The sequence below is a fragment of the Natribaculum luteum genome, from assembly GCF_023008545.1.
In the GTDB taxonomy this organism is placed as follows: domain Archaea; phylum Halobacteriota; class Halobacteria; order Halobacteriales; family Natrialbaceae; genus Natribaculum; species Natribaculum luteum.
This window is the reverse complement of record NZ_CP095397.1, coordinates 1,567,594-1,592,629: the sequence shown is the minus strand read 5'-3', so window position 1 is coordinate 1,592,629 and position 25,036 is coordinate 1,567,594. Positions and strand designations below refer to the sequence as shown.

The following is a 25,036-nucleotide window of genomic DNA, read 5'->3' as shown; positions in this document are numbered from 1 at the left end:
AGGAGTTCACACACACCGCAATCGTGATCGAACGGCGTAAGAAGGCGAGTCGACTCGAGGGCAGTATGGAGGTCCTCGGTCGACTGCTGGCGCTGCTCGCCGTGTTGCTCGTCGGGACCGGTCTGCGGACGTCGGGCGTGCTCGACGAGCGGCGGACGGCCCAGTTGAACGCGACCACCTACTACGTCGCCCTCCCGGCACTCATCTTCGTCTCGACGTACGACCAGGCGATCGGCGAACTCCTCTCACCGGCGCTGATGGCGGGGATCCTGTTCGTCCTGCTCTCGACGGCGGGGGTCGCCCGACTCGTGCACGGAAATCGCTCGTCGGGACCGCGCCAGAGCGTGGCTATCGTCCAGTCGTACCACTCGAATCTCGGCTACCTCGGCCTGCCGCTGGTCGCCGCGACGTTCGACGCCGAGGTGACCGCGATCGCGAGCGTGATCCTCGGCGTCGGTTCGCTCGTTCAGGTGCCGCTGACGGTGCTGATTCTCGTCCTCGTAAACGACGCCAGCTCCCGGCTCGGACGCGAGCTTGGACGGCTCGCGACGAATCCCGTGTTGATCGCGCTGATCGCCGGTATCGTCGTCGGGACGGCAGGAATCACACCACCGTCGCCCGTCGTCACCGGCCTCGACGTCCTCGGGTCGTTCGCTCTGCCACTCGCGCTGCTCTGTGTCGGGGCCGCACTCGAGGTCGATCTCCCCGCAATCGACCTCGGCGCGGTCAGTTCCGTCGTCGCGCTCAAGATCGGCTGCATGCCGATCCTCGCGTGGACCGTCTTCTCGCTGCTCGGCGTCGACGGCGCGACGTTCACCGCCGCCGTCGTAATGTTCGGTACGCCGACTGCAGTCTCGACGTTCGTCTTCGCGAACGAACTCGGCGGTGACGCGGAGTTCGCGTCGCTGAACGTCTTCGCCAGCACGCTCGCGTCCATGGGGACGCTGTTCGTTCTGATCACACTCGTCGGCTAGACGTTCGCGTCGATCCGGTCGTCCGTGGTCGCGTTCATGCGGGGACGAACTCGAGTGCGACCCAGGCCAGCACGGCGGCGTAGATCGGGATCGTCAGGTTGTCGTCGATGATGTAGGTGCGAACCGAGAGCGTCACGCCGTCGGCGATCGTCGCACCGACTGCGGCGGCGACAGCGGCGACGGGGCGGTCGTAGAGAAACGGCAGGGCGATGACCGTCGAGACGACGAACATCGTGGCGAGCACCTTCGGGCTCTTGATCTGTCGTAGCCGATCGTCCGACAGCGCGCCGCTGATCGGATCGCCGAGCGAGAGCATCAACATTGCGGGGAGGGCGACGTGGGGATCGAAGATCACGACGACGATCGCCATGCTGGTCATGTACAGGCAGTAGCCCGCCGGGTTGTCCTGTTCGTACTCGCGGGTGAGCACGTCGTAGAGCCGCCAGTCGAGGCCGATCCGCAGCCGGATGAACTCGAGGACGAGCGTCCCGGTCGCGAGGACGACCATGAGTGCCTGGAACCGGACCCACGACAGCGGGAGCTCGAGGTAGTTCGCGAGCAAGTACAGCGCGACCAGACCGGACCCGCTCGCGTGGACCAGTCGGCGCTTGAGCTCGTCGGCCATTACTCGAGGTCGTCGAACGCGAGGTCGCCCGCCCGCAGCGCCGCGAGCGTCTCCGGAAGCTCGTCGATCGGCAGTCGCTTCTGGGCTGTCGAGTCGCGTTCGCGTACGGTGACGGCCTCGTCGTCGAGGCTCTCGTAGTCGACCGTCACGCAGAAGGGCGTACCGACCTCGTCCTGGCGGCGGTAGCGCCGGCCGATGTTGCCCGAGTCGTCGTAGGTGACCGACAGACCCTCGGCGCGCAACTCGGCGGCGATCGCCTGGGCTTCCCGCTCGAGGTCGTCGTCGCTTTGCAGCGGGAAGACGCCGACGAAGGTCGGAGCGACTTCGGGGTCGAGCTCGAGGTAGGTCCGCTCCTCGCCGTCGACCTCGTCCTCGCGGTAGGCGTGGTGGAGGACGGTGTAGACGAGCCGGTCGACACCGAAGGAGGGTTCGACGACGTTGGGGACGATGTGTTCGCCGGCGATCGTCTCCTCGTCGACGGAGAAGCCGCATCGTTCGACGGGAATCTCGTGGGTCTCGCCCTCGAGGTCGATCTCGACGGTGTCACCGTCAAACGCCGCGCGGTCGCGTTCGGCCAGTTCCTCGAGTTTCTCGACGACCGTGCCGGCGTCGCCGCCGAACTCCGGCCCGAGGTAGCTCATGTCGGGGTCGACGGTGGCGCGCTCGACGGTCTTCGGTTCGTCGTACTGCTTGAAGATCGTGAACCGTTCGTCGGAGTGGGCCTGGTGTTTCGAGAGGTCGTAGTTGCCACGGTGGGCGAAGCCGGCGATCTCGATCCAGTTGCCGTCGATCTCGCTTTCGGCGTCCCAGCAGTCGCTCGCGTAGTGGGCGCGCTCGCCCGAGAGGTGCTGGCGGAACCGGAACCGGTCCATGTCGACGCCGACCGACTCGTACCACTCCTGGGAGATGCCGAGGAAGTAGCCGATCCACGGGTCGGCGATCGTCCCGTCGTCGACGGCCTCGCCGATCGTCGTCTCGACGGTCGTGCCGTCGTCGGCCTGCTGCTCGCTCGCCGGATACAGCGTCACCGCGACGTCGGCGACGGCCGAGAGGTCGGGTTCGTCCTCCTCGGGGTCGAGGAACAACTCGAGTTCGGCCTGGGTGAACTCCCGCGTTCGAATAATGGAGCGCCGGGGACTGATCTCGTTGCGGTACGCGCGCCCGATCTGGGTGACGCCGAACGGCAGCTGGTTGCGGGCGTACTCCTTGAGCCGGGGGAACTCGACGAAGATGCCCTGAGCGGTCTCCGGGCGCATGTAGCCGGGCTGGGAGTCGCCGGGGCCGATGTTCGTCGCGAACATCAGGTTGAAGTTCTCGACGGCGACGCCCGCCAGCCCCGCACCACAGGAGGGACAGACGAGTTCGTACTCGGCGACGATCTCCTCGACCTCCGGGATCGGGAGGCTCTCTGCGTCCTCGTACTCGGTGTTGTCTTCGACGAGGTGGTCCGCGCGGTGGCTCTGGCCACAGTCGGGACACTCGATGAGCATGTCGTCGAAGCCCTCGAGGTGGCCCGAGGCCTCGAAGACCGGTTCGGGCATGATCGTCGGCGCGTCGATCTCCATGTGCCCCTCGCCGACGGCGTAGCGCTCGCGCCAGGCGTCCTCCAGGTTGCCCTTCAGCGCGGCACCCTGTGGTCCGAAGGTGTAGAAGCCGCCGACGCCGCCGTAGGCGCCCGCAGACTGGAAGAAGTAGCCGCGACGCTTGGCGAGTTCGACCAGCTTCTCGCTCGTGTTCGTCGGTTCGTCGCTCATCGTACCTCGACGGTGCTGTCGGGACTCGTTCGGCGGCCGTTCGACCGGCTCGACCGCTCGTCGGTCGACCGCTGCGAACGATGCTCGGCGATACTGATCATACGTACGCGTAACGTGAAACGCGGTATAAAAGTCACTTTCGTAGCGTGGCAGTCGGGCTCGAGTAAGTATTCGTCGCTACTCCTCGTCGTCGGCGCGCGACTCGTGGACGTTGTACGCACCACCGGCGTAGGGATCAGACTCCGCATCGTACGACAGTTCGCTGCGCTCGAAGAGGTACATGAAGAAGCCGAAGATCGGCACCAGCAGAACGATCGCGGCCCACTTTTCGGGCCTCATCCCGACTCTGCCCGCGTCGTAGTAGGTGAACACGGAGAGGCCGACGAGCCACGCGAGCGGAATCCCGACGATGACGAGCAACAGCAGTACGTCGTTCATGATGGTAGCTAGCACCCATCGGCCGTAAATCGACTGCCCGCTCGAGACGCGAATCGATGCGGGAACAGTCGAGCGTCTACTCGCCGTGGACCTCGAAGTCGATCGCCGCTCCCTGTCGCGACCACCTTTTGACTCGGTCAGCCGCGTCGCGGCTTCCCTCGCAAAATCTGGACCAAAACGCGAACGATCGGGCGTCTACTCGCCGTGGACTTCGAAGTCGATCGCCGCACCTTGTCCGAAGCCGACACAGAGCGTCGCCAGTCCGCGGCCGCCGCCGCGGTGGCGGAGTTCGTGGATCAGCGTCACGGGCAAGCGTGCGCCGGAGGCCCCGAGCGGGTGGCCGAGTGCGATCGCGCCGCCGTTGACGTTGAACTTCTCGGGGTCGACACCCAGCTCGTCTCGCGAGTAGACGGTCTGGCTCGCGAACGCCTCGTTCAACTCGACGAGGTCGTAGTCGTCGATCTCCCGGCCCGTGCGCTCGAGTAAGCCCCGCGTCGCCGGAACGGGACCGATCCCCATCACAGTGGGATCGACGCCGGCGACGTTGTTCGAGCCGACCTCGGCCATGATCTCGAGGTCGTGTTCCTCCGCGAACGCCTCGCTGGTCACGAGGACGGCGGCCGCGCCGTCGGATATCTGGGAGGCGTTGCCGGGCGTGACCGTCCCGTCGGACTTGAAGACGGTCGGCAGGCCGGCGAGCGTCTCGAGGTCGGTGTCGGGGCGGATGCCCTCGTCTTCCTCGACGAGTCCGTCGTCGGTCTCGATGGGGACGATCTGGTCGTCGAACCGGCCCTCCTCGGTCGCGGCGGCGGCGCGCTGGTGACTCTGCAGGGCGTACTCGTCCTGTTTCTCGCGGGAGACGTCGTACTCTTCGGCGACCTTCTCCGCGGTCATCCCCATCTGGAGTTCGGCGACGTTGTACTCCGCGGCGAGTTCCGGGTGGAGGTAGCCGGTGGCCTCGCCCATCGGGACGCGCGACATGTTCTCGACGCCGCCGGCGATGATGCACTCGCGCTGGCCGGCGCGGATCGCGTCGGAGGCGGAGATGATCGCCTGCATCGAGGAGGCACACCAGCGGTTGATCGTCGTCGCCGGCACGGACTCGCCCAGCTCCGACAGGAGCGCGATGACGCGAGCGAGGTTGTTCGACTGCTCGTCGCGCTGCTGGGCGACCCCCCACATGAGGTCGTCGACGTCCTCGCTCGAGAGGCCGGTCTCGGCGAGGATTTCGTCGATCAGCGGGATCGAGAGGTCCTCGCTGCGGACGTCGGCGAAGACACCGTCTTCTCTCCCCTGTGGCGTGCGAACCGCTTTCGCGATCACTGGCGTCTGTGTCATACACTCTCGAACGAACCTCACGAACTTAAATGGCGGTAGAACTGCAGGTGACGCGGACGGAGTTTACGGTGCTCTCGCGACCCGAAGGCGCTCGAGACGCGAGCCGTTCGTTCGACGCGAGACGGACGGCGGACGAGGGTGAAATGACTATTTGAGCTAGGGGTAGCGCCTTGATACTGGCTCTCGCACGTCAGTACGATGACGGACAATCGACAGCTCGCGGCGATCGCCCTCGTCGCCCTCGTCGTCGGCTCGACGGTGGGGTTCGCGTTCGCCGGCGGGTTCGACTCGCCGGTCGCCGCGGACGACCCCGAGAGTACGACGGCCTTCGACGACCCGACGATCGACCGATTCGACTCGAGAGAACAGTTCGCCGCCTACCTTCGCGACTCCCGTTCCTCGGGCGGGATGGCCACGTTCCAGACGCCGGACGTCGCGATCGAGACCGACGACGCCGCCGTCGAAGAGGAGATGGCCGAAGGCGACCGGGCGACGACGACTGCCGACGGTGACGCCGCGGCCAGTAGTAGCGGCGGTGGCGCAGACAGGTACGCCGAGACGAACGTCCAAGAGGCGGCCCTCGACGAACCGGACGTACTCAAGACCGACGGCGAGACGATCTACTACGCCGATCGGCGACACCGCCGAACGCTCGGCTCGACGGCCGTCGTCGACGCGTCTGAGCCGGCCAATCCGTCGGTAATCGGTGAGATCAACACGGGCGGAGAGCTGTTGCTCGCCGACGACACGCTCGTCGTCTTCAAACGGTCGGCGATCTACGGCTACGACGTGACAGACCGGTCCGACCCCGAGCGGACCTGGACCACCGCGATCGACGGCCACGTCGAGGCCGCGCGCCTCTACGACGGCGACGTCTATCTCGTCGTCGCGGACCGCGTCTCGCCGGACGATCCCTGTCCGATCGAGCCAGCCGGCGACGACGGTCCCGAGGTCGCGTGCACCGACGTCCACTACCCGACCGAGCAAAACGACGCGAACACGGTCTACACGACGATGCGTGTCGATCCCGAAAGCGGCGAGGTCGAGGACGCGGTCAGCTTCCTCGGCTCCTCGCGGACGACGGCGACCTACGTCTCCGAGAACGCGGTCTACCTCACGTACGCCGACGCACCCTCGCGTGCCGATCTCCGCCTCGAGTTCCTGCTCTCCGACGGCCGCGCTCACCTGGACGACGAGGCGATCGACCGCCTCGAGCAACTGCGCTCGTACGACCTCTCGGAGGCGGCGACGCGCGCCGAGATCCGGGCGGTTCTCGACGACTGGCGCGCCGGCCTCGAGCGCAGCGAACGCCGGACTGCAGAGCGCGACCTCGAGGAGGCCTGGGAGTCGTACGCGACCGAGAACCTGCGCCAGTTCAGCCGGACTGGCGTCGTCGAGGTCGGCATCGACGGCGACCTGGCGGTCGACGCCGCCGGTTCCGTCCCCGGAACGCCGCTGAACCAGTGGTCGATGGACGAACACGACGGCCACCTCCGCATCGCGACGACGGTGCGTGCGCCGGGCGTCGACGCCGAGAACGACCTCTACGTCCTCGACGACGACCTCGAAACCGTCGGCTCCGTGACGGGCATGGGCGTCGACGAACGCATCTACTCGGTGCGCTACGAGGGCGAGACGGCCTACGTCGTCACGTTCCGTCAGATCGACCCCTTCCACGTGATCGACGTCTCCGACCCCGAGAATCCGCAACTCGAGGGCGAACTCAAGCTGCCGGGCTTCTCGACGTACATGCACCCGCTCGGCGACGACCGCGTGCTCGGCATCGGCGAGGAAGACGGACAGGTGAAAGCCGTCACGTTCGACGTCGCCGACCCCGAGAATCCGGTGGTCGAAGACGACCTCGTCCTCGACGACCGGTGGTCTGCGATCCGGGAGTCACACAACGCCTTCCTCATCGACGAGCGCCACGGCGTGTTCTTCCTCCCCGGCAGCGAGGGTGGACACGTCGTCGCCTACGAGGACGGCCTCGAGCGAGTGACGACCGTCGAGACGAACGGCCCCGCGATGCGGGCGACCTACCTCGACGACTACCTCTACGTCTTCGGCGAGGACGAACTCGTGGTCGTCGACGAGACGACCTGGGAGGAGGAGACGTACCTCGAGCTGTAGTCGACGCTCGAGCAGAACGGCAAACGTCGTCTCCGCCGAGGACAACCCTTATTCGGTCGGTTTCGTAATACGTTCCTATGGACGAGAACGCGGCACGGGAACGGGAGACGGTCGACGACGGTGACGACACGCCGGACGACGATGGGACCGACGCGGCGAGCGAGTCGGCGACGACTGCGAACGCAGATGGCGACGACGGGCCGATGCCGGGCGTCCCCGACCCCGACGCGGTCGACGCAGACGACGAGGTCCCGGCGGACGTCCAGAAGTACGCCCGCTTCCAGAAGATGGATGGCGCACAGTACGAGCGGGTCAACGAGTTCCTCCGGGATCGAACGTACGTCACGGCCCGCGAGTGGGCCATCGCCCGGCTCTGTTCCGACTTCCGGACCGAGACCGGCGTCGAGATGACCAAGATCGGGGAGAACCTGCCGGAACTCGTCCCCTTCATGACCGACACCTACACCCCCCAGGCGGTCAACCAGGCCCGGGCGAGCTTCGAGGAGAAAGTCCGGAAAGCCGGCGCGACGTTTCTCTACGGCGCGATGTGCGATTTCTTCACCGCCGAGGAACTCGACGACGTGATGTACGAGGCCACCGAGGTCGCGAAGTTCTTACTCGAGGTCGAGGGCGTCGACCTCTCCGTCGAAGAAGAACTCGAGGCCGAAGAGCGCATCTCGACGGTGATGCGAGAGGTTCGGGAGGCGAGCAAGGAACTGCGTGAGGAAGGCGAGGAAGCCGATCTCGAGAGCTGAACGCTCGTACCGACGGTTGTGAGTCACCTCCGACGCAACCGCACGACGGTTCGCGGTTGCATCCACAGTCACGACCGACAGTCTCAGTTCTCGCCGAAGAACGTCTCCGGCTCCCGGTGTGAGAACGCGATCACGCGACGACGCGAGAGCGGACGGACGTGCGTCTCGAGTTCGCCGCGCTCGTCGGCCAGCCGCGAGAGGGTCGCCACGTCCGAGGGCTGGTAGTACAGCGGGACGAGCACGGCCTGCCGGGTCGACTCGTCGAGTTCGACGACGAGCGAGAACGCGCTCGCATCGCCGTCGCCCCGGTAGAGTTCGTAGCGCGTGACTTCGAAGCCAGCGTCGACGAGGCCCGCCAGGTCCTCGAACTCGTCGTCGGGGACGACCACGTCGAAGCCGACGCGCTCGAGGTCGTCCTCGTCCGTCGGCCGTTCGTCGCGACCCTCGTCCCCGCCAGTCGACCCGTCGAAGCGGCGGTCCTGGGGGCCCGGCTGTGGCGTCACGTCTCCCGGGTGGAGTTGAAGCACCGACCACCCCTCGTCGCGATACTGGTCGGCAGTCGCCTCGACGTCGTCGACGAACGCCTCCCACTGCTCGAGAACGGCGTCCGGCAGTCCCGCGCTGTTCATGTCCAGTCAGGGACGTGCGAGTGTCAAAAGCATTCCTCTCACGGGTGGAAAATAAAGATATTAGTTCACAGACCACATTCACGGCTGTAGTGACGTCCTTACTCTCTCTTTCGAACCTGCAGACCCACTTCCGGACGGATCGCGGAACGGTCAAGGCGGTCGACGGGATCGACCTGACGATCCGGGAAGGGGAAACGGTCGGACTGGTCGGCGAGTCGGGCAGTGGCAAGAGCGTGACTGCCCTCTCGGCGATGCAACTGGTCGACGATCCCGGCGAGATCGTCGGTGGGTCGGTCGAGTTCCACGACGCCGCCCTCGCCGACCGGCTCATGGAGTCGTATTCGGATCGCGCCGCCGAGTTCGTGGACGTCGACGCGGGACGGGTCGACCTGACGGCGGCACCCGAACCGGCGATGCGGGAGATCCGCGGCAGCGAGATGAGCATGATCTTCCAGGATCCGATGACGTCGCTCAACCCGGCCGTGACCGTCGGCGAGCAGGTCGCCGAGAGCCTGCTGTTGCACCAGTACGACCGCCAGCGGTCGGACAACTGGTTGAACGCGGTTCGCGAGGTCGCGCCGTCGATCGGCCGCGACGACGTCGAGGAGGAAGCCCTGGCCGAGGCCGTCGACATTCTGGAGCAGGTCGGCATCCCCGAAGCCGAGTCCCGGATCGACCAGTACCCCCACGAGTTCTCCGGCGGGATGCGCCAGCGCGTGCTCATCGCCATCGCGCTGGCCTGTCGGCCGCGCTTGCTCATCGCTGACGAGCCGACGACGGCACTCGACGTGACCATCCAGGCGCAGATCCTCGACCTCGTAAACGAGTTGCAAGACGAGCTGGGGATGTCCGTGCTATTTATCACTCACGACCTCGGCGTCGTCGCCGAGACCTGCGACCGGGTCGCCGTGATGTACGCCGGCGAGATCGTCGAGGAGGGACCGGTCGAGGAGATTTTCGAGAATCCCTCGCACCCGTACACCTACGCGCTCCTCGAGTCGATCCCCACCGAGGACAAGGAGCGACTCACGCCGATCGAGGGGAACGTCCCCGACCTGATCGACCTGCCGGAAGGGTGTCACTTCGCCGATCGGTGCCCGTGGGCCGAACCGGCGTGTCGCGCCGAGGTACCCGACCGCCAGCACGGTCCGGAGGGCGTCGACCACCACGCGAAGTGCATCCACGAGGAGTTCGACGAGCAGGTCTACGCGGACGAACACGACGGAATCGCCGCGAGGACCGAGGCGAGTTTCGACGAGACGCTCGTCTCCGTCGAGGGGATGAAAAAGCACTTCTCGCAGGCCGAAGGCGTCCTCGATCGCTGGCTCGGCGACGAGCAGCGCCACGTCAAGGCCGTCGACGGTGTGAGCTTCGACATCTACGAGGGCGAGACGCTGGGACTGGTCGGCGAGTCCGGGTGTGGGAAGTCGACGACGGGACGGACGATCCTGCGGCTCCTCGAGCCGACGGACGGAACCGTCGTCTTCTCGGGGACGGACCTCGCCGACCTCGACGACGACGCGTTGCGGGAGCGACGAAAGGACATACAGATGATCTTCCAGGATCCGATGTCGTCGCTCGACCCCCGCATGACGGTCGCCCAGACCATCGCCGAGCCCCTGAAGGTCCACGGGCTGCCCGAATCCGAGGCGGGCGACGACCGCTCCCAGCGCGAACGCCGCCAGGAGCGGGTCGACGAACTGCTCGAGGCCGTCGGACTCGACGTCTCCCAGCGGAGTCGCTACCCCCACGAGATGTCCGGCGGCCAGCGCCAGCGCGTCGGCATCGCGCGGGCGCTCGCGGTCGACCCCGACTTCATCGTCGCCGACGAACCCGTCTCGGCGCTGGACGTCTCCGTGCAGGCACAGATCATCAACCTGCTCGAGGACCTCCAGGAGGAGTTCGATCTCACCTACCTCTTTATCGCCCACGACCTCTCGGTGGTCCGGCACATCTCCGATCGCGTCGCCGTGATGTACCTCGGCGAGGTCGTCGAGATCGCCGAGACCGACGAACTGTTCGACGATCCCAGACACCCCTACACCCGGGCGTTGCTCTCGTCGGTTCCCGAACCCGACCCGAGTGCGGACGGGGACCGGATCATCCTCGAGGGCGACGTTCCGAGTCCGATCGACCCGCCATCTGGCTGTCGGTTCCGGACCCGCTGTCCGAAGGTCATCCCGCCGGCGGATCTCGACGTCGACCAGGCGGCCTACCGCGAGGTGATGAACTTCCGGGACCGAGTCGAGGACGGGAATCTCGCCCTCGAGAGTTACGCTCACGGCGAGGAGTCCACCGAACCCGCCGACGTCGAGGCGGTCGCCGACGGCGGCGAACCGAACGGGGCTGCCGTCGTCGACAGGTTCTTCGACGAACCGCTGCCGGCCGACGTCGAGGCGACGATCAGCGAGGCGGTCGACCTCCTGCTGGCCGATCAGTGGGACGACGCGGCCACCCTGCTTCGCGAGGAGTTCGAGTCGGTCTGTGAACGTGAGCAGCCCTCGCTCGAGGAAGACGTTCACCCCGCCGCTTGCCATCTAGACAATATTTGACGGGAGAGAGGACAGGTAGCGATCGGACTTCTCGAGGGTGTAACCGGACGTTCTTCCCGACGATGACCGGCGTGTACTGCGGTTTCGAGCGAGGTCGATCCGATACTATTATAATGTCACTACTACACTTGTGAGTGTATGTCACAGGAACCTACAGTAGATCGTCGGTCCGTTCTGAAGGCGGCCGGTGGTGCTGCAGCGACGATGGCCGTCGCGGGATGTCTGGGCGGCGACGACAGCGACGACGGCGGGAGCAGCGATGGGCTCCTCGTGTACGGCCGCGGGGCGGACTCGGCGACGCTCGACCCGCAGGCGACCAGTTCCGGCGAGGACGCGAAGGTCATCAACCAGGTGTACGATCGGCTCGTCCACTTCGAAGCCGGCGAGTCCACCCTGGTCGCGGGTCTCGCCGAGGATTACGGCCTCGAAGAGACCACGACCACGCTCACGCTTCGCGAGGGCGTGACGTTCAGCAACGGCGACGAACTCACGGCCGAGGACTTCATCGCCACGTACCGCCGATTCGTCGACGAGGAGTACGACTACTTCATCGGAACGGGAGACGAGGAAGAGGACGGAGCGACCCAGTCGTTCTACGGTCCGTACCTCTTTGGTCCGGTCGAGTCCGTCGAGGCGACCGGCGACTACGAACTCGAGATCGAACTCGGGAAGCGCTACGCGCCGTTCCTCCGTTCGCTCGCCGTGTTCGCGATGGCCGTGTTGCCGAAAAGCGAGATCGAGAACGACCACGACTTCGGAACCGATCCGATCGGCACCGGCCCGTTCACGTTCGACACCTGGGAAACCGGCAACCAGCGCATCCGGCTGTCGCCGAACGAGGAGTACTGGGGTGAGACACCCACGGTCGACGAACTGGTCTTCGAGGCGATCGGCGAGAACTCCTCGCGCGCCCAGGCACTCGGCAACGGCGAGGTGGACATCATCGACGGCGTCGGTGCCGCCCAGTCGGACGTCATCGAGGGCTACGACAACGCCGCCCTCGAGCGCACCCCTGGGATGACCATCGGCTACATGGCGTTCAACATGGACCGCGTCGAGGAGTTCCGTGACAGGCGGGTCCGTCAGGCGATCAGCCACGCGATCGACACCCAGGCGATCGTCGAGAACATCTACCGCGGCCTGGCGATCCAGTCCAGTCAGCCGCTGCCCCCGACGGTGATGGGCCACAACGAGGACCTCGACCCCTACGAGTACGACACCGATCGGGCCCAGGAACTGCTCGACGAGGCCGACCTCGGAGACGGCTTCTCGTTCGAGCTCGCGACGATGACGAACCCGCGGCCGTACTTCGCCTCGCCGGTCCAGACGGCAGAGACGGTTCGCTCGAACCTCGCCGACGTCGGTATCGACGTCGAGATCAACGAACAGTCCACGTGGGACGCGTATCTCGATTACACCGCGGAAGGGAGACACGACGCCTGTTTCCTCGGCTGGATCTCCGACAACGCCGACCCGGACAACTTCTACAGTCCGCTGCTCCACCCCGGCGTCGCCGTCGAGGACGTCCCGGACGGCCAGGACTGGGTGAGCTTCGACGCCGAAGGATACAACGACGGCAGTCGATCGGCATGGGCGAACACCGAGTTCATGGAACTCGTCACCGACGCCCAGCAGACCTACGACGAGGCCGAGCGCGAGGAGATGTACCTCGAGGCCGCCGACATCGTCCACGAGGAAGCGCCGTGGGTCTTCATGACCCACACGGAAGAGCTCCGCGGGGTACACGAACGCGTCGACGGCTACGTCATCGAGGCGATCGGCGGCCCGTTCCTCAACCTCGTCGAGCTCGGGGAGTAACGGTCGAACCGAGCAACTGCTAGTTCAGTATGAACGTACGTAACGACGACAGGTAGCACATGATTAGTAAGCGATTTCTGCTCAAGCGGCTGCTCTTGCTCGTTCCGGTCGTGCTGGGAGTGGCCACGGTCGTCTTCGCCATCCTCCATCTGTCGCCGGGGAATCCGGCCCGGACGATCGCCGGACAGCGCGCCTCCGAGGAGTTCGTCCGCCAGATCGAGAACGACCTCGGACTGAACGATCCGATCTACGTCCAGTACGGGCGATTCCTCTGGAACGCAATCCAGCTCGACTTCGGTAACTCCTACGTCATTCGCAGGGGAACGCCCGTGACCGACGTGTTGCGCTATCGGTTCCCGGTCACCCTCGAGTTGGCCATCTACGGACAGCTCGCGGGGATCGTCTTCGGGATCCCGCTTGGCATTTTAAGCGCCGTCAAACAGGACTCCGTGACGGATCACCTGACCCGAATCGGCGCGCTCACCGGGATCAGCATCCCGATCTTCTGGAGCGGGCCGCTGCTCATCCTGGTGTTCGCAACGGTGCTCGACGTGCTCCCGACCAGCGGGCGCATCTCGAGTAATTACTCGATCGATGCGGTGACCGGGCTGATCACCGTCGACGCGCTGCTGTCCGGAAACCTCGACGCCTTCCTCTCTGCCGTCCAGCACATGCTGTTGCCCTCGCTGGTGATCGGCGTCTACTCGATGGCGCTGATCTCCCGGATGATGCGCTCGTCGATGCTCGAGGTGATCCGCCAGGACTACATGCGGACCGCCCGCGCGAAAGGCCAGGGGGCGAAGATCACGGTCATGAAACACGGCTTCCGGAACGCACTGATTCCGGTGGTCACCATCATCGGCATCCAGTTTGGCTCCCTGCTCGGCGGGGCCGTCCTCACGGAGACGGTGTTCAATATCACGGGCATCGGTATCCTGCTCGTCGACGCGATCAGTGTCGGCGACTACCCGCTCGTCCAGGGGACCGTCCTGCTGTTTGCGTTCCTGTTTACGCTGGTGAACCTGGGCGTCGACGTCACTTACTCGATACTCGATCCGAGGATTGACCAATGAGCTCCGAAACTACCTCTCAACGAACAGACCAGTACCGCCGAGGGTTCTTCGAGCGACTCCGCCAGTCGCCGTTTCTCTCCGAGCTGCTGTCGAACCGCCTCGCCCTCCTCGGACTGGGGATCATCCTGCTGATCGTCGTCGTCGCGGTGCAGGCGCGACTGTTCCTCGACCTCGAGGCGATCACGGCCACCCAGCTCGGGACGAACCCGTCGATGGAGGGGCCATGTGGCGAACGCAGCGCGATCGCGGCGATCCAGTCTGCCGGTTCCTGTGCACACCCGATGGGGACCGACATCCAGGGACGGGACATCTTCGACCGCGTTCGTTACGGCGCGTGGCTGGCGCTGAAGTACGGGACGATCACGGTCGCCGCGTCGACCGCACTCGGCGTCGGCCTCGGGACCATCGCGGCCTACTACGGCGGCTGGATCGACAACCTCATCATGCGGACGATGGACGTCCTGCTGGCGTTTCCCAGCCTGCTGCTCGCGCTCGCGCTCGTAGCCATCTTCGGTGCCGGCCTCTGGAAGGCCGTCATCGCGCTCACGCTCGTCTACACGCCGCGGTTCGCCCGTGTCGTTCGCGGTGCCGCGTTGAAGGTACTCGAGGACGAGTACATCGAGGCGACGGTCTCGCTCGGCGCACGCGACAGGCGCGTCATCCTCAGACACGTCCTGCCGAACGCCATCGCGCCGATCACCGTCCAGAGTACGCTGAACTACGGGCTGGCGATCATCGACATCGCCGCGCTCTCGTTTCTCGGCTTCGGGGCGACCGCTGGCACGCCCTCCTGGGGGCTGATGCTCTCGAACGGCGTCGAACAGGGGCTGTTGTCAGGCCACTGGTGGTGGTCGTTCTTCCCCGGCCTGTTGCTCGCGCTCACCGTGCTCGGGTTCAACCTGCTGGGTGACGGGATGCGCGACGCGCTCGATCCGCGGATGCGCGAGGCCGTCGACTGATCGATGGACGCAGACGGCCCCGCAGGCGCCGAATCGCCGCATCCCCCGCTCTCTCGACTCGGTGCGATGTTCGCCGTAGGTGCGGTCGCCGGCGCAGTGACGGTCGTCGCGCTCGCGGTCGGAACCGACGCCGACGCGAGCGCACGGGTGTTCTCGCTCGGCGCGCTGGTCTTCGGTGCCGCGTTGCTCGGCTGGTCGACCGCCGTCCTGGCCGGGCGCGGCCTCGAGGCCGCACACCGACACCTCGAGACCGGCAGCGACTGGACGGAAGCGAAGTCCCGCCGGGCAATGTTGTTGCTCTGTGCGTTCGGCCTGGGCGGGATGGTCGGTGTCTCGATCGCGACCGCGATCGCGTGACCGATCGCGACCGGTCGGCCACCGGTCAGTCCGGGAAAAACAACGACGGATCGTCGTGCGAGAACGTCACCCAGTTCTCGAGCGAGGAGGGCCGAACGTGAACGAGGAGGTCGTCCACCTCGAGCGGCGACGCGACCTGCGAAAGGGAGTACTGCATCGGAACGACGACCGCAGTCTGGGTCCGTTCGTCGAGTTCGATCGCGACGACGGCAGCGGTGTCGTCGGCGATCCGGCGGTAGACCTCCGCCGCCTCGAACGACGCGGCCTCGCGTTCGACGACCGCCTCGAGGTCGTCGTACTCGTCGTCGGAAACGAAGACGACGAGGCCGATCCGATCGTCGTCCGCGGCGAGCGAGACGTCGCTCGGCTGGACGGTGAGGACTTCCCACCCCTCCTCGCGGTATTCCGTCGCGAACGCTTCCGCATCCGCGAGCAGGTCGTCCCACAGTTCGGTGTCGGGACCGTCTTCCAGAGGGTCGTCGGTCATCGACTCCCTCCCGATCGTCCGTGCATGCTCGAGTCGGGGACGGTCGGCGGGAAAAATCTTGTCCTCCCTCCGTCAGGATCGGTCGTCGACGGCCACGCGTTCGGCGACCCGTTGCCGCCCGCCGACGAGAGCGTCCTCGAGCGCCTCGCGGACGCGGTCGGCGTCGGACGGCCCGCCCGCAGCCGCGACGCTGCCGACCGAGTCCGGGTCGAACGGCACCGCGAGCGCGTCGTAGACCGCCTCGAGGACGTCGACGAGTTCCCGGTCGTCGACGATCAGAATGCCGGAGGCGACTGCGGCATCGCTGCGGACGCGCTGGGCGATGCCGACGAGTTTGCCTGCGGCCACGCCTCCGGCCTGCAGCGAGTGGGTTCCGGGACAGAACGAGTCTGCGGGTTCGCCGCGCTCGAGTGCGACGCCCAGGTCCTCGAGTGCGAACTCGACGTCGCTCGTCAGTCGCTCGTATCGCTCGTCGGTGCCGCGCCGGAAGTCGGCGACTGGTTCCGCGCGGGCGAACGCCAGCGTCGTCGCCCCGTCGTAGGCGACCGCTCGACCGCCGACGCTGCGCTCGACCGGCGGAAACCCGCGCTCGCGGGCGACGTCCTGTGCGCGGCCGTACCCCTCGAGGCAGGCGTCGCGACGGCCGAAGGCGACCTGGCGGTGGGGCATCCAGACGCGAATCGCGGGGTCGCCGGCCGCGGCGACGTCGAGCAGTCGCTCGCTGACCTCGCGGTCGGCGTCGATCGTTCCGGCCCGACCCCGGAAGACGCGTGCGGGCATGGCAGGCGGTTGGAGCCGACGGACCAAATACTGCCGGATACCACGGTTCACACACCGATCGCACGCGAGACGCGATCGGGCAGTCACGGACCGGTATCCGGGAGTATAAACGTCCTCGCAACCGACCAGCGACATCGATGGCCGTCACGCTCGGCGAGGAGATTCTGGGACAGTACGAACGGTTCACGCTGTACAACTCGCCGTATTCCGCTCACGACGAGGGGCGAGCGGTCGACCTCTATCCCGGAACGCCGACCGACGGACGGACGACCGCGGCCCCGAGCCCCGTCGCCGGGACCGTCCTCGAGACGAAGACGGTCCGTGCGCCGCCGAAGCCGTACGCACCGGCACACGACCACCTGATCGTACTCGAGTGTTCGGAACCCGCGTCCGTCGCGGGGCTGACCGCCCGCATCCTCCACGTCGACCCCACAGTCGAGGCGGGCGACCGGATCGAACGGGGTCAGCGACTCGGCACGCTCGTCCGCGCCGGCTTCTTCGCCCCGTGGGTCGACAACCACCTCCACGTCGGCTTCCGCCGACCGGAACAGAACCCCTACCGGGCGTCGGGGTCGCTTCCCATCGACCCCGGCGTCGCGGTGCGTCCGCTCGAGTGGGACGGAACGGGGACGGTCGTCGCGACCGGCGAGACCTACGCGGCTCTCGACGCGCCGGTCCACCCGAATCCAGGCACCGAGTTCGTCGGCGTCCGCGCGGACGGCGGCGGCGTCCTCGACGGCGGCCTCCCGCACTACGACGGCGGCGGGCTGCTCGACGGGACGGACGGACCGGTTTCGCTGAACGGCGACCGACTCGGCGTCGCCAGCGACCGGACCGTCACGTGGGACGACGTGACCGTGACGGTCGACGGCGAGCCGATCACCGGGCTGTCCTTGTTCTGCGCTCGAGACGCCGACTTCGGGGCGAAGCTGATCTGTCCGGATCGGCCGCTCGAGGTCGGCCAGCGGGTGCGGGTTCGCCTCGAGTCGGCGTGACGAGTCGCGTGGGCCGTCAGTTCTCCTGTAACGTCGCCCCGTCGACGACCCGACCGACGAACAGCGGCGTCTCGGTCGGTCGATCCCGGATATAGAAGAGGAACGGTCGGTCGACGGTCATCTCGACGTGCTCCATCGGCGCGCTGTCCTCCATGGCGACGGCCGTCGCTGCCGCCGCCTCGGTGCCGCGTTCGTCGACCTCGACGAAGCTCTGGTGGATAATTTCGCTCACGAACAGGTCGCCGTCGTCGGTCATCCCGCTGAAGTCCGCACCGGGACCGAACGCCCGCTCCATGCCGAGTCGCCGCATGACCTCGACGAGGCTGAAATTCGACTCGACGCCGAACTTCGGGAGGGCGAGGTCGACCTCCGGAACCGACGTCTCTCCGAGCATCGTCGCCAGCCGGTCGACGGTAAACGTCGCCTCGAACTCCTCGAACTCGCCGTCCGCCGGCAGCACGATCACCATGCTGGTGTCGTCGTTGACGTACGGGAGTTCGACCAGCTGGTGGCCGTCGACCTCGGCGTAGGGCACCTCGATCGACTGGTGCATCGTCTCGACGTCCGTCTGCTGGCCGTCGAGACCGGTGAACGTCCGGGGTTCGGTCTCGTCCTCGGCGAAGGGGTACTTCCAGCGTGCGACGAAGTAGATCGCGTTCGTCAGGACGAGCTTGGTCGAGGCGTCGATCGAGTTCTGTGGGAGCAGGTCCTCGATCCGATCGTTCGTCTGTGCTTCGACCCACTCGTTGATCTGCCGGCGCGCCTCGTCGGGACCCCCCGAGAAATCAACCAGTTGCATCCCCGCGCCGTAGTAGGCCTCGAGCAGGTCGAGGAAGTCCTCGCGGAACGGGTACCCGTCCTGACCCCACAGGGAGTTGGCGGTCGTAAACTGGAACGCGGGGCCGTCGTCGCCCTCCTGGTCGTCACTCGCGGACGCCGTCCGCTCGCCATTCGAGGCACCACGCGCTTCGCCGTCCTCGTTACGGCGGGCGAACTCCGCCTCGAGTGCACCGAAGGCGGGGTGGAGGTCGCCGTCCTCGAGTTCGTACCGCAGTGCGTCGGCCATCTCCGCGGCCGTCTCGCCGCGTGCGCCGGCGTAGGTCATCGCGAGCGCCACGGAGACGCTGTACGGGGAGAAAAAGAGGTTCTCGTCGGGACTGTCGGCTCGCAACTCCTCGAGCAAGTCCAGCGAAAACGCGACGTTGCCGCGGACCTGCGTGGCGAGTGCGTCGTCGCCGATCTCGGGGTCGGTCACGAGTTCGAGTTGGGGGAACTCGGGGGCGTCGTACTCGCCGAAGCCGTCACCGGTTCCGTTTCCGTTCCCGTTCTCGTTCGGCTCGTCTTCCGTTCTGTCGGGATCGTCGCCGAGACAACCAGCAGCGCCGGCCAGCAACGCACCAGTCAGCGCCAGGACGGTTCGTCTGTCAGTCGACATACGCGAACGTCGTCGAATCGAAATAAACGCTTTCTGTAGAGTGAAACGCGCGCTTTAGCGTGGGGTCAGCACGTCTCTCACCCGCCGGCCAGCCGAGTAAACGCCAGTCAACGGGCGAGACGCGGCAAGCGACGCACACAAACCGCTGGCTCGCAGACAGGCGAACATGACAGACGAGTTCGACGGACTCGAGACGTTCCTCCAGGAGTACATCGACGACTACCACGAGTTCCTCTCGTGGCTCGGCGCGACCGTCGACGACGTCGACCAGGGGACGATGACGATGACGGTCCCCTACGACGAGAAGCTCACCAACGTCCGACCGACGGCAGACGGCACGCCGGACATCCACGGCGGGGTCGCCGCGACGCTCGTCGACACCGTCGGCGGCCTGGCGCTGCGGACCGAACTCGAGGAGCCGTTCGCCGCCGGCGTCGCGACGATCAACCTGAACGTCAACTACCTGCGTCCGGCCACGGGCGACCTCACCGCGACGGCGACCGTGATTCGTGCGGGCTCGAGCGTCGGCGTGAGCGAGGTCGTCGTCGAGAGTCCGACGCCCGACGACGGGCCGAAGGAGGTGGCGATCGGACAGGGCGCGTATCGGTTGTTCCGCGAGGATTGAGTACGTCAGTTCCAGCGCAACCGACGTTGTCAGACGAACTCGAGGTCGTCGCTCTCGACGACTTCGCCGAACAGGAAGTCGGCGTGCTCTAGGGCGTACTCGTGGTGGTCGTCTTCGATCGCGCCGATACAGTCGTGGACCAGAAGCGGCCGGAAGTCCCGCAGGCCGGCGCTGCCGGCGGTGTGGAGCACGCAGACGTTCGCGAGCGTGCCACAGAGCACGAGGTTCTTGATACCGCGGGCGTTCAGCCACCCCTCGAGTTCGGTCTCGTGGAACGCGTCGTAGGTGTGTTTCTCGACGATCAGGTCGGCCTCCTCGTCGGGGAGTTCCTCGACGATCTCGGCCTCCCACGAGCCCTCGAGGACGTGCTCGCCCCAGCGGTCGAACTCGTCGTAGTAGTGGGTGTCCTCGAACTGCTCGGGCGGGTGGACGTCGCGCGTGTAGACGATCGTCGCGCCGGCATCCTGGGCCCGCTCGACGAGTTCGGCGATCGGTTCGATGACCGCCTCGCTGCCAGGGGCGTACAGCGAGCCGTCGGGGTGGCAGAAGCCGTTTTGCATGTCGACGACGACGACGGCGGTGGTGTCTGGCTCGAGTTGCATACGCGATCCTACGAACGCTGTTCCCAAAACGTCCCCGACGACCGGGGCGTTTTTCAGGTTCGCTTTCTAACCAGTTACCATCGATCCGCCAATGAAGGCAACCCGCGCGTTCGTCCTCGTCGCAGTCGTCGTGTTGTCGACGATCACGGCCCCGGCGGCAGCGGCGGGGTCCGCCGCAACCTCCACCTCCACGTCCGTCGAGGCGACCCAGCCGTCGACCGCGACGCCCCTTCCGCAGGTCGAAACCGGTACTGACGAACCGACGACCAATGGAACGATCGGTTACGTCGAAGGCTACTGGTACAACGACTCGCTGCCCGCCGACGACCGCGACGACGGCGTCCTCGAGGAAGACGAACTCGAGGCGGTCGTCTACCGCGCGATGGCCCGCGTCGAGGTCATCCGCGAGAAGCCGTTCCAGGAGGCGGTGTCGGTCGACGTCATCACTCGCGAGGAGTTCGAAGCGGAGAACGGCGACATGTTCGGCGAGTTCGAAGACGACGAACGGCTCTATCACAACGTCCGATTCGAGTCGCTGTTCATGGTCGACCGCGACACCGACGCGGTCGAGGAGTACAAGGCGATGTACGACAGTTCCGTCGCGGGCTACTACGATCCGGCGACCGACGAGATCGTCCTGGTCTCGGATACGCCCGAGACGCCCGCGACGAACGAGGTGACGCTCGGTCACGAACTCGTCCACGCGTTACAGGACCAGTACGTCGGTCTCGAGAGCAACGAAAACGAGACCCGGGACGAGGCAAACGCCAGAAACGGGCTCATCGAGGGCGAGGCCGTCTGGGTCGACACCGAGTACGAAGATCGCTGTCAGAGCGAGTGGGACTGCGTGCTCCCGGACGAGCAGCGAAGCGAGGAGCCACCACAGCTCAACTGGGGCATCTACTTCACCGTCTTCCAGCCTTACGACGACGGCCCCGACTACGTCGACTACCTTCTCGAGCAGGGCGGCTGGGACGCCGTCGACGCCGCCCACGACGACCCGCCGGCGAGCAGTTCCGAGGTCATCCGTCCCGGCGAGGAGCGCGAACCGGCCGACCTCGAGATCGAGGATCGATCGACCGACCGCTGGGAGCGTCTCGAGACCGACGAGGGGCCGGACTACTCGTCGTTCGGCGAGGCGACGATGGCGGCAATGTTCGCCGACGGAGCGATCGCACCCTTCGAGTCCTCCGTCGTCGGAGCCGGGGAGTTCGTCACGTTCGACGACGACGGGTACGTCGCCGACATCGACTACGACCAGCCCTACACGGACGGCTGGGCCGGCGACAGGCTGGTCGTGTACGCGACCGACGAACGGACGATCGAGGAGAGCGGCTACGTCTGGCGAACCGAGTGGACCAGCGACTCCGAGGCCGAACAGTTCCTCGACGGCTACCTCGAGTTGCTCGACATCCACGGCGCAGATCCCGTCGACGGCCGGCAGGACACCGTCGTGATCGACGACGGCTATCCCGGCGCGTACTACGTCGACCACGACGGGACGACGGTGACGATCGTCAGAGCACCCTCGGTCGACGAACTGCCGGAGATCCGCGAAGGCGCGGCACCTGCCGGCGAGGACACCCTTGTGTTCGAAGACGCAAACGAAACCGACGGCACAGACGAACGTTCGGGGGCCGACGACGAGAGCGACGAACTGCCCGGGTTCGGCGTCGGCGCTGCCCTCGGCGCGGTGCTGATCGCCGTGACGGTTGCACGCCGGCGGTAGTCGACAGAAACGCTTTGCCTCCGGCGGCCGTCTACTGTGCTAATGCGACGGGTCTCTCTCGTCGTCGTCGTCGCGCTCGTCGTACTCGCGGGCTGTACGGCCCCGATTTCGGACGCCGAGGACGAACTGGACGGCGACCGCGAACTCGGACGCGTCGGTGACTACAACGCAACCGACACGATCGAGATAGACGGCAGCGGCCCGCTCACCGAGGACGAACGCGAGGCCGTCAAACACCGCGCGATGGCCCGAATCGAGGAAATACGCGGCCTCGAGTTCGAGGAGGACGTCGAACTCGAGGTCGTGAACCGCGAGGAGTATCGAGAACGCTGGCAACAGGATCGAGACCCGGCGTCGCAGTTTACGAACGAACTGTGGCGAGGGGCGTTCGTCGTCGACGGCGAGACGGACGTCAACGAGGCGTTCGACGAGCTCTACGGCGATTCGATACTCGGCTACTACTCGGACGGGCGTATCGTACTCGTCGTCGACGACGACGACCGAATCGACCGGACGACGCTTGTCCACGAACTCGTCCACGCCCTGCAAGACCAGCAGTTCGGCCTCGGGAGTGGCGGCGCAACGATCGACGAACGGCGTGCGACGACCGGGCTGGCCGAGGGCGAGGCCGAGTACGTCCCGTCGCTGTACGACGAGCGCTGTGGCGAGCAGTGGGAGTGTCTCGACGCCGCCACGCCGGACACCGCACCGCCCGACCAGAGATCGTTCAACGCCGGCCTGTTCCTCTCGGTCTACACACCGTACGCCGAGGGGCCCACGTTCGTCGCCCACCGCCACGAGACGACCGGCTGGGAGGGCGTCGACGCCGTACACGAAGATCCGCCCACGAGTACGGCACAGCTCATCCACCCCGAGCGATACCCGGAGGCTCGACCAGCCGACGTGACAGTCGAGGACCGATCGACCAGCGAGTGGGAGCCGCTGACCGACGACGGCGAGCGGCGAACGGAGACAGTCGGTGAGGCGACCCTGTTCGCGACGCTCTGGTCGAACGGCGTGATCGGCCGACCACTCGGCGAGGGATCTGGAGAGTACTCGCGGTACAACTACTCTCACCCAGCCACCGACGGCTGGGCCGGCGACACGTTCGTCGCCTACGGCGACGGCAACGAGACGGGACACGTCTGGAAACTCGCCTGGGAGAGCGAGGGCGACGCCAGGGAGTTTCGCGACGCGTACGTCGAGGTGCTCGAGAGCCAGGGCGCAGACGCCGTCGATTCCGCCGACGGCGTCTACCGGATTCCGGACGACGAGGAGTTCGCCGGCGCGTACCGCGTCGACCTCGAGGGCGACGAGGTCGTGATCGTCGGCGCACCCACGGTGACGGACCTCGAGGCGATCCACAGGCCCTCGCCGACGTCGACCGCGATCGCGCCTGCGGCCCCGCCGACGGCACCGACGCCCGAGGCGACCTCACGGACAGGAGCGCCGGCCGACGCGTCGGTGCCGGTAAATCCGTAAGCGACAGCCCTCATACCGGACAGAACGTCCGTTTCCGAAGACGGGTAGCTTTTTCGCCCTCCGACGGAAAGCGGAGATATGACGAATCCGTTCGGAACCGTTCCGCCGGAGGCGATCCTCGACGGCACCGCGACGGACGCCTACTTCCAGCGCACGCAGACGACGCTCGAGCACGCCGGCAAGAACCCCCACGTGGTCGCCGAAGTGACCGCAGACCAGTTCCCCACGGGCGAGTTCGAGGTCTTCACCGGCGTCGCCGACGTCGCGACACTCCTCGAGGGGCGGGCGATCGACGTCGACGCCTTGCCCGACGGCCAGCTGTTCGACGGCGGCCCCGTCTTGCGGATCGAGGGATCGTATCTCGAGTTCGCCGCCCTCGAGACGTCGCTTCTCGGATTTCTCTCCCAGCCGAGTGGCTTCGCGACGGCCGCACTCGAGGCACGGCGCGCCGCGCCCGACTCGCTCGTGCTCTCCTTTGGCGCACGGCACGTCCACCCCTCGATCGCGTCGGTCGTCGAACGCGCCGCCGTCCTCGCGGGACTCGACGGCTTCTCGCACGTCGCCGCCGGCGAAATTCTGGAACGGGAGGCCAGCGGGACGATGCCCCACGCGCTTTTGTTCTGTTTCGGCGAAGGCAGCCAGGCGGCCGCGTGGGAGGCCTTCGACGAGGCCGTCCCCGAGGACGTCCCGCGGATCGCACTGACGGACACGTTCTGGGACGAGAAAGCCGAGAGCTTACTCGCCGCCGAGACGCTCGGCGACGACCTCGACGGAGTTCGACTCGACACCACGGGGTCGCGCCGCGGCGACTTCCGCCACCTCGTCCGCGAGGTGCGCTGGGAACTCGACGCCCGCGGGTTCGACGACGTCGACATCTTCTGCAGCGGCGGACTCGGGCCCGAACAGCTTCGAAACCTCCGGGACGTCGCCGACGGCTTCGGCGTCGGCAGTGCGATCACGAGCGCAGATCCCGTCGACTTCAGCCTCGACATCGTCGAACTCGAGGGCGAGGCGGTCTCGAAGCGGGGCAAACTCGCCGGGAAGAAGGACGTCTACCGGACGCCAGACGGCGACCACCACGTCGCGCTCGCCGACGCCGACGCGCCGACGGGCGGCGAGTCGCTGCTCGAGCCGCTGATAAGAGACGGCGAGATCGTCCGCGAGTTCGACCTCGACGCCGCGAGCGAGCGCTGTCTGGCCGACGCCGACGCCGTCGGCTTCGGCGTCTCCGGCGAGGAGAACGTGTAGACGCGGCGTCCGCGTCTGCGTTCGAGCGGTAGACGACTTACTCGAGGCGAAACTCGAGCGGTAGGCTCGAGTGATCCGAGGAACGAACCGGCGAGCGAAGAGCTACGACACACGCCGGGATCGAGGTACGCTACGGGGCCACGACCGTCGGTGGCTAACACGGAAGCATATGGGACAGTGACCAGTGGAAACCGACATCGACGACCCGTCAAACCCCGCGGTCTGTTGCACGCATCGGCCAGTAATGACGT

At 66.6% G+C, this 25,036-nt stretch carries 22 protein-coding genes and 1 pseudogene; 14 read left to right on the top strand and 9 right to left on the bottom strand.

Translation table 11 applies throughout. The annotated features are described in order from the left end of the window. Positions 1–65: 65 nt before the first annotated feature. Positions 66–974, top strand: coding sequence for an AEC family transporter (locus tag MU558_RS08225; RefSeq protein WP_246974884.1), 909 nt, complete (start codon positions 66–68; stop codon positions 972–974). Between the two features lie 34 nt (positions 975–1,008). On the opposite strand, the gene MU558_RS08220 is transcribed toward MU558_RS08225, so the two are convergent. The 4 genes and pseudogenes from MU558_RS08220 to MU558_RS08205 all read right to left on the bottom strand — a co-directional run bounded on the left by MU558_RS08220 (position 1,009) and on the right by MU558_RS08205 (position 5,129). Next, positions 1,009–1,599: a diacylglycerol/polyprenol kinase family protein gene (locus MU558_RS08220; RefSeq protein ID WP_246974094.1), complete on the bottom strand. Its 591-nt coding sequence runs from the start codon at positions 1,597–1,599 to the stop codon at positions 1,009–1,011. Further along, a complete protein-coding gene (gene glyS / locus MU558_RS08215; protein WP_246974092.1) occupies positions 1,599–3,353 on the bottom strand; it encodes a glycine--tRNA ligase in 1,755 nt (584 codons plus the stop codon). The genes MU558_RS08220 and glyS overlap by 1 nt, the downstream gene beginning before the upstream one ends. Positions 3,354–3,539: 186 nt before the next feature. Beyond that, positions 3,540–3,791 (bottom strand): annotated as a pseudogene (locus tag MU558_RS08210) (hypothetical protein); the annotation flags it as partial. 195 nt (positions 3,792–3,986) lie between these two features. Next, positions 3,987–5,129: a thiolase family protein gene (locus MU558_RS08205; protein WP_246974090.1), complete on the bottom strand. Its 1,143-nt coding sequence runs from the start codon at positions 5,127–5,129 to the stop codon at positions 3,987–3,989. A 29-nt stretch (positions 5,130–5,158) separates the two neighbouring features. On the opposite strand from MU558_RS08205, the gene MU558_RS23160 reads away from it, so the two are divergent. The 3 genes from MU558_RS23160 to MU558_RS08195 all read left to right on the top strand — a co-directional run bounded on the left by MU558_RS23160 (position 5,159) and on the right by MU558_RS08195 (position 8,014). Next, complete coding sequence (locus MU558_RS23160) at positions 5,159–5,284, top strand: hypothetical protein (RefSeq protein WP_265781579.1); 126 nt, start codon at positions 5,159–5,161, stop codon at positions 5,282–5,284. Between the two features lie 43 nt (positions 5,285–5,327). Continuing rightward, a complete protein-coding gene (locus tag MU558_RS08200) occupies positions 5,328–7,259 on the top strand; it encodes a beta-propeller domain-containing protein (protein WP_246974087.1) in 1,932 nt (643 codons plus the stop codon). 77 nt (positions 7,260–7,336) lie between these two features. Next, positions 7,337–8,014, top strand: a complete 678-nt coding sequence (locus tag MU558_RS08195; protein ID WP_246974084.1) for a DUF5806 family protein — start codon at positions 7,337–7,339, stop codon at positions 8,012–8,014. A gap of 83 nt (positions 8,015–8,097) precedes the next feature. Here the strand turns inward: MU558_RS08195 and MU558_RS08190 are convergent, their stop codons facing one another. After that, positions 8,098–8,643, bottom strand: coding sequence for a DUF7529 family protein (locus tag MU558_RS08190; protein ID WP_246974079.1), 546 nt, complete (start codon positions 8,641–8,643; stop codon positions 8,098–8,100). An 89-nt stretch (positions 8,644–8,732) separates the two neighbouring features. Here MU558_RS08190 and MU558_RS23315 point away from each other — a divergent pair, with 89 nt between their 5' ends. The 5 genes from MU558_RS23315 (at position 8,733) to MU558_RS08160 (ending at position 15,402) form a co-directional block, all read left to right on the top strand. Further along, positions 8,733–11,195 (top strand): ABC transporter ATP-binding protein, encoded by a 2,463-nt coding sequence (locus MU558_RS23315; RefSeq protein ID WP_345781510.1) that lies wholly within the window; start codon positions 8,733–8,735, stop codon positions 11,193–11,195. A 138-nt stretch (positions 11,196–11,333) separates the two neighbouring features. Next, positions 11,334–13,013, top strand: a complete 1,680-nt coding sequence (locus MU558_RS08175) for an ABC transporter substrate-binding protein (RefSeq protein ID WP_246974076.1) — start codon at positions 11,334–11,336, stop codon at positions 13,011–13,013. Between the two features lie 59 nt (positions 13,014–13,072). After that, entirely contained in the window at positions 13,073–14,086 is a 1,014-nt protein-coding gene (locus tag MU558_RS08170; RefSeq protein WP_246974074.1) for an ABC transporter permease, read from the top strand. After that, positions 14,083–15,045 (top strand): ABC transporter permease, encoded by a 963-nt coding sequence (locus MU558_RS08165; RefSeq protein ID WP_246974072.1) that lies wholly within the window; start codon positions 14,083–14,085, stop codon positions 15,043–15,045. The genes MU558_RS08170 and MU558_RS08165 overlap by 4 nt, the downstream gene beginning before the upstream one ends. A 3-nt stretch (positions 15,046–15,048) precedes the next feature. Then, positions 15,049–15,402 carry a DUF7268 family protein gene (locus tag MU558_RS08160; protein WP_246974070.1) on the top strand — a complete coding sequence of 118 codons (354 nt, stop codon included), beginning with the start codon at positions 15,049–15,051 and terminating at the stop codon, positions 15,400–15,402. 25 nt (positions 15,403–15,427) lie between these two features. On the opposite strand, the gene MU558_RS08155 is transcribed toward MU558_RS08160, so the two are convergent. Further along, a complete protein-coding gene (locus tag MU558_RS08155) occupies positions 15,428–15,889 on the bottom strand; it encodes a DUF7529 family protein (RefSeq protein WP_246974060.1) in 462 nt (153 codons plus the stop codon). Between the two features lie 72 nt (positions 15,890–15,961). Beyond that, entirely contained in the window at positions 15,962–16,669 is a 708-nt protein-coding gene (locus MU558_RS08150) for a lipoyl protein ligase domain-containing protein (RefSeq protein ID WP_246974057.1), read from the bottom strand. Between the two features lie 137 nt (positions 16,670–16,806). Here MU558_RS08150 and MU558_RS08145 point away from each other — a divergent pair, with 137 nt between their 5' ends. Next, positions 16,807–17,664, top strand: coding sequence for a DUF8155 domain-containing protein (locus MU558_RS08145; RefSeq protein ID WP_246974053.1), 858 nt, complete (start codon positions 16,807–16,809; stop codon positions 17,662–17,664). Between the two features lie 16 nt (positions 17,665–17,680). Here the strand turns inward: MU558_RS08145 and MU558_RS08140 are convergent, their stop codons facing one another. Then, positions 17,681–19,099: a serpin family protein gene (locus tag MU558_RS08140; RefSeq protein ID WP_246974050.1), complete on the bottom strand. Its 1,419-nt coding sequence runs from the start codon at positions 19,097–19,099 to the stop codon at positions 17,681–17,683. Positions 19,100–19,265: 166 nt separating this feature from the next. Here MU558_RS08140 and MU558_RS08135 point away from each other — a divergent pair, with 166 nt between their 5' ends. Then, positions 19,266–19,724 carry a PaaI family thioesterase gene (locus MU558_RS08135; RefSeq protein ID WP_246974047.1) on the top strand — a complete coding sequence of 153 codons (459 nt, stop codon included), beginning with the start codon at positions 19,266–19,268 and terminating at the stop codon, positions 19,722–19,724. A gap of 29 nt (positions 19,725–19,753) precedes the next feature. Here MU558_RS08135 and MU558_RS08130 read toward each other — a convergent pair whose 3' ends face one another. Beyond that, entirely contained in the window at positions 19,754–20,326 is a 573-nt protein-coding gene (locus MU558_RS08130) for a cysteine hydrolase family protein (RefSeq protein WP_246974044.1), read from the bottom strand. A gap of 91 nt (positions 20,327–20,417) precedes the next feature. Here MU558_RS08130 and MU558_RS08125 point away from each other — a divergent pair, with 91 nt between their 5' ends. The 3 genes from MU558_RS08125 to MU558_RS08115 all read left to right on the top strand — a co-directional run bounded on the left by MU558_RS08125 (position 20,418) and on the right by MU558_RS08115 (position 24,785). After that, positions 20,418–22,055: an Hvo_1808 family surface protein gene (locus MU558_RS08125; protein WP_246974041.1), complete on the top strand. Its 1,638-nt coding sequence runs from the start codon at positions 20,418–20,420 to the stop codon at positions 22,053–22,055. Between the two features lie 42 nt (positions 22,056–22,097). Continuing rightward, entirely contained in the window at positions 22,098–23,537 is a 1,440-nt protein-coding gene (locus tag MU558_RS08120; protein ID WP_246974038.1) for an Hvo_1808 family surface protein, read from the top strand. A 78-nt stretch (positions 23,538–23,615) separates the two neighbouring features. Continuing rightward, entirely contained in the window at positions 23,616–24,785 is a 1,170-nt protein-coding gene (locus MU558_RS08115) for a nicotinate phosphoribosyltransferase (protein WP_246974034.1), read from the top strand. The last annotated feature ends 251 nt before the right edge of the window (positions 24,786–25,036 follow it).